Origin of the sequence: Thioalkalivibrio sp. ALMg13-2 (assembly GCF_000381185.1) — a bacterium.
Classification (GTDB): domain Bacteria; phylum Pseudomonadota; class Gammaproteobacteria; order Ectothiorhodospirales; family Ectothiorhodospiraceae; genus Thioalkalivibrio; species Thioalkalivibrio versutus.
On the sequence record NZ_KB906121.1, the window covers coordinates 36,572 to 43,979 of the forward strand.

Annotated in this window: 6 protein-coding genes and 1 pseudogene; all 7 read left to right on the forward strand. The window is 58.1% G+C overall.

What is annotated here, in order from left to right:
- The first annotated feature begins 79 nt into the window (after positions 1-79).
- The gene (locus F618_RS0112225) at positions 80-1,318 is read left to right on the forward strand and encodes a ribonucleotide-diphosphate reductase subunit beta (RefSeq protein WP_018168655.1); all 1,239 of its coding nucleotides are present in this window, start codon (positions 80-82) and stop codon (positions 1,316-1,318) included.
- 166 nt (positions 1,319-1,484) lie between these two features.
- Complete coding sequence (locus tag F618_RS16015; RefSeq protein ID WP_155998026.1) at positions 1,485-2,201, forward strand: hypothetical protein; 717 nt, start codon at positions 1,485-1,487, stop codon at positions 2,199-2,201.
- Between the two features lie 479 nt (positions 2,202-2,680).
- The gene (locus tag F618_RS0112230; RefSeq protein WP_019568727.1) at positions 2,681-3,805 is read left to right on the forward strand and encodes a DUF3800 domain-containing protein; all 1,125 of its coding nucleotides are present in this window, start codon (positions 2,681-2,683) and stop codon (positions 3,803-3,805) included.
- Positions 3,806-4,088: 283 nt separating this feature from the next.
- Positions 4,089-5,198: an S-(hydroxymethyl)glutathione dehydrogenase/class III alcohol dehydrogenase gene (locus F618_RS0112235; RefSeq protein ID WP_019568728.1), complete on the forward strand. Its 1,110-nt coding sequence runs from the start codon at positions 4,089-4,091 to the stop codon at positions 5,196-5,198.
- Between the two features lie 5 nt (positions 5,199-5,203).
- The gene (fghA, locus tag F618_RS0112240) at positions 5,204-6,043 is read left to right on the forward strand and encodes an S-formylglutathione hydrolase (RefSeq protein ID WP_019563960.1); all 840 of its coding nucleotides are present in this window, start codon (positions 5,204-5,206) and stop codon (positions 6,041-6,043) included.
- Positions 6,044-6,184: 141 nt separating this feature from the next.
- A pseudogene (locus tag F618_RS14905) lies at positions 6,185-6,921 on the forward strand (transposase).
- 280 nt (positions 6,922-7,201) lie between these two features.
- Positions 7,202-7,408, forward strand: a 207-nt coding sequence (locus F618_RS14910; protein WP_038071601.1) for a helix-turn-helix domain-containing protein, incomplete at its 3' end; no start/stop codon positions are given.

Genomic DNA, 7,408 nt, shown 5'->3' on the forward strand with positions numbered 1-7,408 from the left:
CAGCGAAACCGTACGACCAAGCAAACTGAACAAAGGCCCGGCCACCGCGCCGGGCCGCCACCGAAAGAAGAGGGACACTATGCTTTCCTGGGACGATCCGATTGCCGCCGTAAAAGGCGAAGGCCAGAAACAACCCGCCGTACGCCCGGGCATGGGCTTTCAGGAGAACGAAGCCCTGATGAGCACCGCCGGTGCCGCGCCCAGCGTCCCGCCGGAACCGGAGAACGCCGGCCAGCCGCTGGCCGAGCCCAACGAGGAGGCCCTGACCGGCACCGGCCTGGAAGACATCGAGATGGGTGCCGAGCGCATCCGCGTGGATGACAAGAAGATCATCAACTGCCACGCGGACCTCAACCAGCTCGTGCCCTTCAAGTACAAGTGGGCCTGGCAGAAGTACCTGGATGGCTGCGCCAACCACTGGATGCCGCAGGAAATCAACATGAATGCGGACATCGCCCTGTGGAAGGACCCGAATGGTCTGACCGAGGACGAGCGCACCATCGTCAAGCGCAACCTGGGTTTCTTCTCCACCGCCGATTCGCTGGTGGCGAACAACCTGGTGCTGGCCGTGTACCGCCACATCACCAACCCCGAGTGCCGCCAGTACCTGCTGCGCCAGGCCTTCGAGGAAGCAGTCCACACCCACGCCTACCAGTACTGCGTGGAGTCCCTGGGGTTGGACGAGGGCGAGATCTTCAACATGTACCGCGAGGTGCCCTCCGTCGCCGTCAAGGCCGAATGGGCCCTGCCGTTCACCAAGCACCTGGCGGACCCGAACTTCCGCACCGGCACGCCGGAGGCGGACCAGAAGCTGCTGCGCGAACTGATCGCGTTCTACGTGGTGTTCGAGGGCATCTTCTTCTACGTCGGCTTCGTGCAGATCCTCTCCATGGGCCGGCGCAACAAGATGACCGGCGTGGCCGAGCAGTTTCAGTACATCCTGCGCGACGAGTCCATGCACATGAACTTCGGCATCGACGTGATCAACCAGATCAAGGTCGAAAACCCGCACCTGTGGACCGAAGATTTCAAGGATGAGATGCGCACCCTGATCCGTGATGCGGTGGAGCTCGAGGCGCAGTACGCCCGCGACACCATGCCCCGCGGCGTGCTCGGCATGAACGCGCAGATGTTCGAGGAATACCTGCACTTCATCGCCAACCGACGCTGCGCGCAGATCGGCCTGGCCGAGATGTACCCGGGTGCGGACAACCCGTTCCCGTGGATGAGCGAGGTGCTCGATCTCAAGAAGGAGAAGAACTTCTTTGAAACGCGGGTTACGGAGTATCAGACGGGTGGGGCGTTGAGCTGGGATTGAGGCGGCGAGGCCATATGGATTGGAAAAGGCGGGAAATGGTAATACTCCACAAGAAGGGGAAGGGGGCACCGTATGGTGCTCCCTTCCTGTATGTGGAGTTGGGTGCGGACCTTCGGATCACTTGCTCTGTGTGTTCTAGGTGTATGGATACCATGGGTTTGAACAAGTGACCGAATTAGCTATAGAGCTGGCTGGCGCCGTTGCTGCTCTAACTACCATTTTAGTGGGTGGCTATTACTTGTATTTGGAAAGCCAAAGAAGGTCTAGGGTGCATGTCGAGGTTTTCAAGCATGAATTAAGACTTCCACCTGATCTTCAGGGCGCGCTAGAGGCAGCCGGTCAGGAAGCTTCTAGTGATTTATTCACCGAACAAATCGAACAGTTGATAAGTAAAAACGCGGAGAGCTGGATAGCCGATCGCGCCCAGATAGAACACCGAACTTTCAAAACCCTTCAGGAGTTCGCAAATGTCTCGCGGTGGCGGTACTCGTCGTCCCAGTCATTTTTCTACAGAATAATAATAAAAAACCATGGCCAACTGCAGGCGAACAACATATCTTTACGGGTTGAGCATGCGTTTTATATTCTAAAAAATGATTGTTCCACAGGGTGGGGTGGCGACTCTGCGCATATTGATTCGTTGAGGCCGGGCGAGGAAGTAGAATTTGATGCGTGGACAAAAGATATTTTTATATTCAACGAGGCAGTCAGAGTTTTCATGGACGGTGGCTCTCCGATTGTGCGGATTCATGAGAATGGATATCGTCGGGGCGAGCGGGCACACTGGTTGTTCGCAATATCGGCTCGTTTGAGCAACTACTTTGTTTGGACATTTGTGCTGGTTTATTTGGCTCTCTCTTTTTCGAATATCGTTTTCGGGTAACGTCCAACTCGATCTCCGGGCATCCAGGAAAAATAAAACCTAGGTGTCTCAACGTTAGGTGTCTACGATTCGTCGGCCGTGGCGCTGGTTTGACTACCATTGTTGGTGCTCTTCTTTGAGAGGCGCAATGAGTGCTTTTCGGTGACCGAAGTAGAGGCACTCCGAAGCTTCAAGGAGGGAGGTTATGGGGGGCATATTTCTGCATTTCAGGCCGTTATATTAATTACTTTGAATACGCTTGTATTATGGGCATTCTCGGGGCCTGGGGGTGACTGTGTATGGCTGAAATATTGTTTTCTCCGCGAGCCTTTGTTTGCGTGACAATTATCATTTAGTTCAAGAATAATAAAACCGTCTTTTGGTGTGCTTTAGAACTCGACAAGAATGCAGGGATAGATAAGAAATTCATGCAGGCGAAGCTTCCGCAATCGCGTGCATGATGATTCGCGTCAAAGTTCCACAAACCGCCGGAGGAACCATTGGCTCAGCACATCTACTTCGACGAGTCCGGCTTCACGGGAAACAATCTTCTACATCCCGACCAAAAGTATTTCGTATATGCATCCGTAGCGTCCGATGACCACGAAGCGAAGGAAGTTGTTGAGAGCGTCATTAGGCGGTACGGGATCCAGGGGGGCGAGCTTAAGGGGCGAAATCTTATACGGTTCAATCGCGGAAGAAGGGCCGTCGACGAGATAATAAGTCACTTCGAAGGGCGAGTGAAGCTGTCAGTATCGGACAAGAAATACGCACTCGCTTGCAAGCTTTTCGAGTACATCTTCGAGCCTTGTCTATCCGAGATAAACTCGGTTTTCTACAGAGTAGGGTTCCACAAATTTATAGCGAATATGCTCTATATTGAGTTCGTCGCTCGCGGCGCGGGTGCCGAGGATATATTTGCCGAATTTGAAGAGCTAATGAGAACTAGGGATGAAGCCAAACTTGGTAGCATATTTGCCTCGTCTGTTCATCCAGAAAATTCCCCCATACTCGTTCAAATCCGTGAATTTGCGCAGTGCATGGCGGACGATGTGCGCAAAGAGCTTCGCGCTATTGGTGACGCCGGGCTAGGGAAGTGGATCCTCGATTTGACGGACACGGCACTATTCACCCTGCTCGCAAACTGGGGGACAGAATACGATCAGATAACGGCTGTTTGCGATCCTGCGAAACCGCTGCAGCATGATCAAAGCGCCTTTGATGTGATGATAGGTCGGGAGGATCGGGTGTTTAGCGATGCTTTCGGAGAACGGCACCCGATTACGTTCAATCTGTCGGGGCCTATCCAGCTCCGGGACTCAAAAATCTCACATGGGGTGCAGATAGCTGACGCGCTAGCGGCGGCAGGCGCCTATGTGTTCACGGGCGCAACCGATGCACATGCAACGCGATGGCGCTCTATCATTGCGGGAATTGGTCATTATGGAAGCATCATTCCCGACATGGATGAGGTGGACATTCGTGATGTGAGGGCGCAGCGCAATGCGGTCCTGTTGATGGAGCTTCACTCGCGCGCTAAGGCTGGGAAAAATCTGGTCGAAGGGATGCCAGAATACATTCACATAATTTCTAGGATGATAACTGAAAGAAGAGGACACCCATGATTCTTGACGGCTCTCTCCCTGTCATTGCCATTCCGGCGCGCCCGGTTTCGGGGCCGGAAGCGGAACTCCTTGTTCCGGGGCCACAAGATACCCATACCGGGGGTGTGTTGTCGCGTCGGCTGGCCACGGCAGGCCGATGGGTATGTTGGCGCGCTGCGGCTGGTTGGGTTGGGGGCGGGTGGACCGGTGGCCGGGCTTTGGCTCCGTATTGGCCGGCTTGTGCAGTTCGGCACCGTATACCCTGATTCGCTATCCTATTCGGTAATCTATGAGGAGCCTGTCCATGAAAGCACGTGCCGCTGTCGCCTGGGAAGCCAATAAGCCCTTGTCCATCGAGGAGGTCGATGTCGAAGGGCCACGGGAGGGTGAGGTGCTTTTGCAAGTGGTTGCCAGCGGTGTGTGTCACACGGACGCATTCACCCTGTCGGGGGATGACCCTGAGGGTGTGTTCCCCAGCATCCTGGGCCACGAAGGTGGCTGCGTGGTGCTCGAGTGCGGGCCCGGGGTGAAGACCCTCAAGCCCGGCGACCACGTCATTCCGCTCTATATCCCGGAGTGTGGCCACTGCGAGTACTGCGCCTCGACCAAGACCAACCTGTGCCAGTCCATCGCCGACACAGTCTGGACCGGCTACATGCCCGACGGCACCCGCCGCTTCTCCCAGGGCGGCAAGCCGATCTATCACTATATGGGGTGCTCCACCTTCGCCGAGTACGCCGTGGTGCCGGAGATCGCGCTGGCCAAGATCAATCCGCAAGCGCCCCTGGACAAGGTCTGCCTGTTGGGCTGCGGTGTCACCACCGGCATCGGCGCGGTGCTCAACACCGCCAAGGTCGAGCCGGGCTCCACGGTGGCGGTGTTCGGCCTGGGGGGTATCGGTCTTTCGTGTATCCAGGGGGCGGTGATGGCCAAGGCCAGCCGCATCCTGGCCATTGATCTGAACCCGGACAAGTTCGAGATGGCCAGGGCCCTGGGGGCCACGGATTGCATCAATCCCAGCGAGGTGAACGGGTCCATGGTGGAATACATCCGGGAGCTGACCAAGGGCGGGGTCGATTACTCATTTGAGTGCATCGGCAATGTGAACGTCATGCGCGATGCCCTTGAGTGCACCCACATGGGCTGGGGTGTCTCTACCGTGATCGGTGTTGCCGGTGCCGGACAGGAGATCAGCACCCGGCCCTTCAACCTGGTGGTGGGCCGTACGTGGAAAGGCACGGCCTTCGGCGGCGTGAAGGGGCGATCCCAGCTGCCGGGCTACGTGGACAACTACATCGCCGGCAAGATCGAGCTGGACAGCCTGGTCACCCACACCATGCCCCTGGAGGACATCAACCGCGCCTTCGACCTGATGCACGAGGGCAAGAGCATCCGCTCTGTGATCATTTTCTGAGGTTGATGATGAAACAGCTTGAACGCATCAAGGAGTTCGGCGGCTGGCTCGAACGTTGGGAACATGAATCGTCCGCATGCCGGTGCGCCATGACCTTCTCGGTCTACCTCCCGCCCCAGGCCGCCAGCCAGCAACTTCCGGTGGTCTACTGGCTGTCAGGTCTGACCTGCACCGATGACAACGTGCGGGTGAAGGCGGGTGCCCAGCGCTACTGCGCCGAGCTGGGTCTGATCCTGGTCATGCCCGATACCAGTCCCCGGGGCGAGGGTGTGCCGGACGTTGCGGAGCGCTACGACTTGGGTCAGGGTGCGGGGTTCTATGTCAACGCCACTCAGCCGCCGTGGGCGACGCACTATCACATGTATGATTACGTCACCGACGAGCTGCCCCCGCTCATCGAGGCGAATTTTCCTGTCATTCCCGGCAAGCGCGCCATTAGCGGGCATTCCATGGGAGGGCATGGAGCGCTTGTCTGCGCGCTGAAGAATCCCGGCATGTATGCCTCGGTCTCTGCGTTCTCACCCATCTGCAATCCGGTGATCAGCCCGTGGGGCGAGGGCTGCTTCAGCGCCTATCTGGGTGATGACCGAAAGGCCTGGGAGGAGTTTGATGCTACCTGCCTCGTCAACGCCGGTGCGCCACTGCCTCCGGCGCTGATCGACCAGGGCACTGCCGACGAGTTCCTGGCTGAGCAGCTGTTTCCCCAGAACCTCCAGGCCGCCTGCGTGGCACGCAAGATCCCGCTGGAGCTGCGCATGCAGGAGGGGTATGACCACAGCTACCACTTCATTGCGACCTTTATCGGCGAACACTTGGCGTTCCACGCCAGGGCCATGATGGCTTGACGCCCAGGCCATGAGCGAGAATAACGGGGTCGGACCTCGGTAACCTATGGAAAAACAGCGGTAGACCGGTCTAGGAAGGGTGCGATTCGAGCTTAAATCGGTCATTTCGGCCATCAAATGGGCATTCCAGGGAGGGAAGCCATGCCACGGGCGAATCGCCATCATCTGCCGGGCCATGTCTGGCACGTTACCCATCGTTGTCACAAGCAGGAGTTTCTGCTGAAGTTTGCCCGCGACCGGAGGCTCTGGCGCTACTGGCTGTACCAGGCGCGCCAGCGTTACGGACTCTGTGTGCTCAACTACATAGTGACCTCCAACCATGTACACCTGCTGGTGCGCGATGGGGGCGGAGGCGAGATTGCGCGTTCCATGCAGTTGATGGCGGGCCGGGTTGGCCAGTCATACAACCGGCGGAAGGCGCGCAAGGGCGCTTTCTGGGAAGACCGCTACCATGCCACTGCCGTGCAGACCGGGGCCCACCTCGCGCGCTGCCTGGTGTACATCGACTTGAACATGGTCCGGGCGGGGGTGGTGAGGCATCCATCGGAGTGGGAAGCCAGCGGATATCGGGAGATCCAGGCACCACCGGACCGTTACCGAGTCATTGATGACCAGGCCCTGCTGGATACGCTGGAGATCGGTTCCGTAGCCGAGCTGAGAGAGTGTCATCGTTTGTGGGTGGAGGAGGCGCTGGCCTCGGATCGCGCCAGTCGGGATGAGTGGTGGACGACGGCCGTCGCGGTAGGGGACCGGCCGTATGTGGACGAAGTGCACCGGGCGTTGGGGGTGCGGTCGCCGGAGCGCGACGTGGACAGACGGGGGATACCGCAAGGGTGCGCGACGATGGGGCGAGTTATGGGGTAGATCAACGGTTTTGACGGCGAAATAGGGCGGATAAGCCTCTAGAGAGGGGGGTTGGCGCGATATAAATCCATGAAGTCAGTAGGTTCTCGTGGTCCGACCCCGTCGCCGAACGGTTGCGGCTCCCTTGTGCAGAATGACGGCACGGCAGTCACCGCGCCTTGTTCGCACGCAAAAGCGACTCGAGCGCGAGTGCGTACATTAATCAGTGTTTCCCTAGTGTCCTTTAACAAAAGTTCATCGACTCCGTGACTGTCCCCCTGTATCCTGATAACAGGCACTCGGGAGGCGACCGGAATGGGACGACCGATCAAGACGTTGACGATCAGCGAAGCCGAACGCGACGAGCTCGAGAGCTGGCTGCGGCGGCGCCAGATGCCCGCGGCGGAACAACAGCGCGCGCGCATGATTCTGCTGAGCACGCGAGGCCTGAAGGCTTCGGAGATTGGCGCGCGGGTTGGCGTCTCGGCGGAGACGGTGAGCAAGTGGCGCAAGCGCTTCGAG

Bases quoted from the DNA above. Each gene is read 5' to 3' on its own strand.
- F618_RS0112225 (WP_018168655.1), top strand. From the start codon at position 80: ATGCTTTCCTGGGACGATCCGATTGCCGCCGTAAAAGGCGAAGGCCAG.
- F618_RS0112235 (WP_019568728.1), top strand. From the start codon at position 4,089: ATGAAAGCACGTGCCGCTGTCGCCTGGGAAGCCAATAAGCCCTTGTCC.
- fghA (WP_019563960.1), top strand. From the start codon at position 5,204: ATGATGAAACAGCTTGAACGCATCAAGGAGTTCGGCGGCTGGCTCGAA.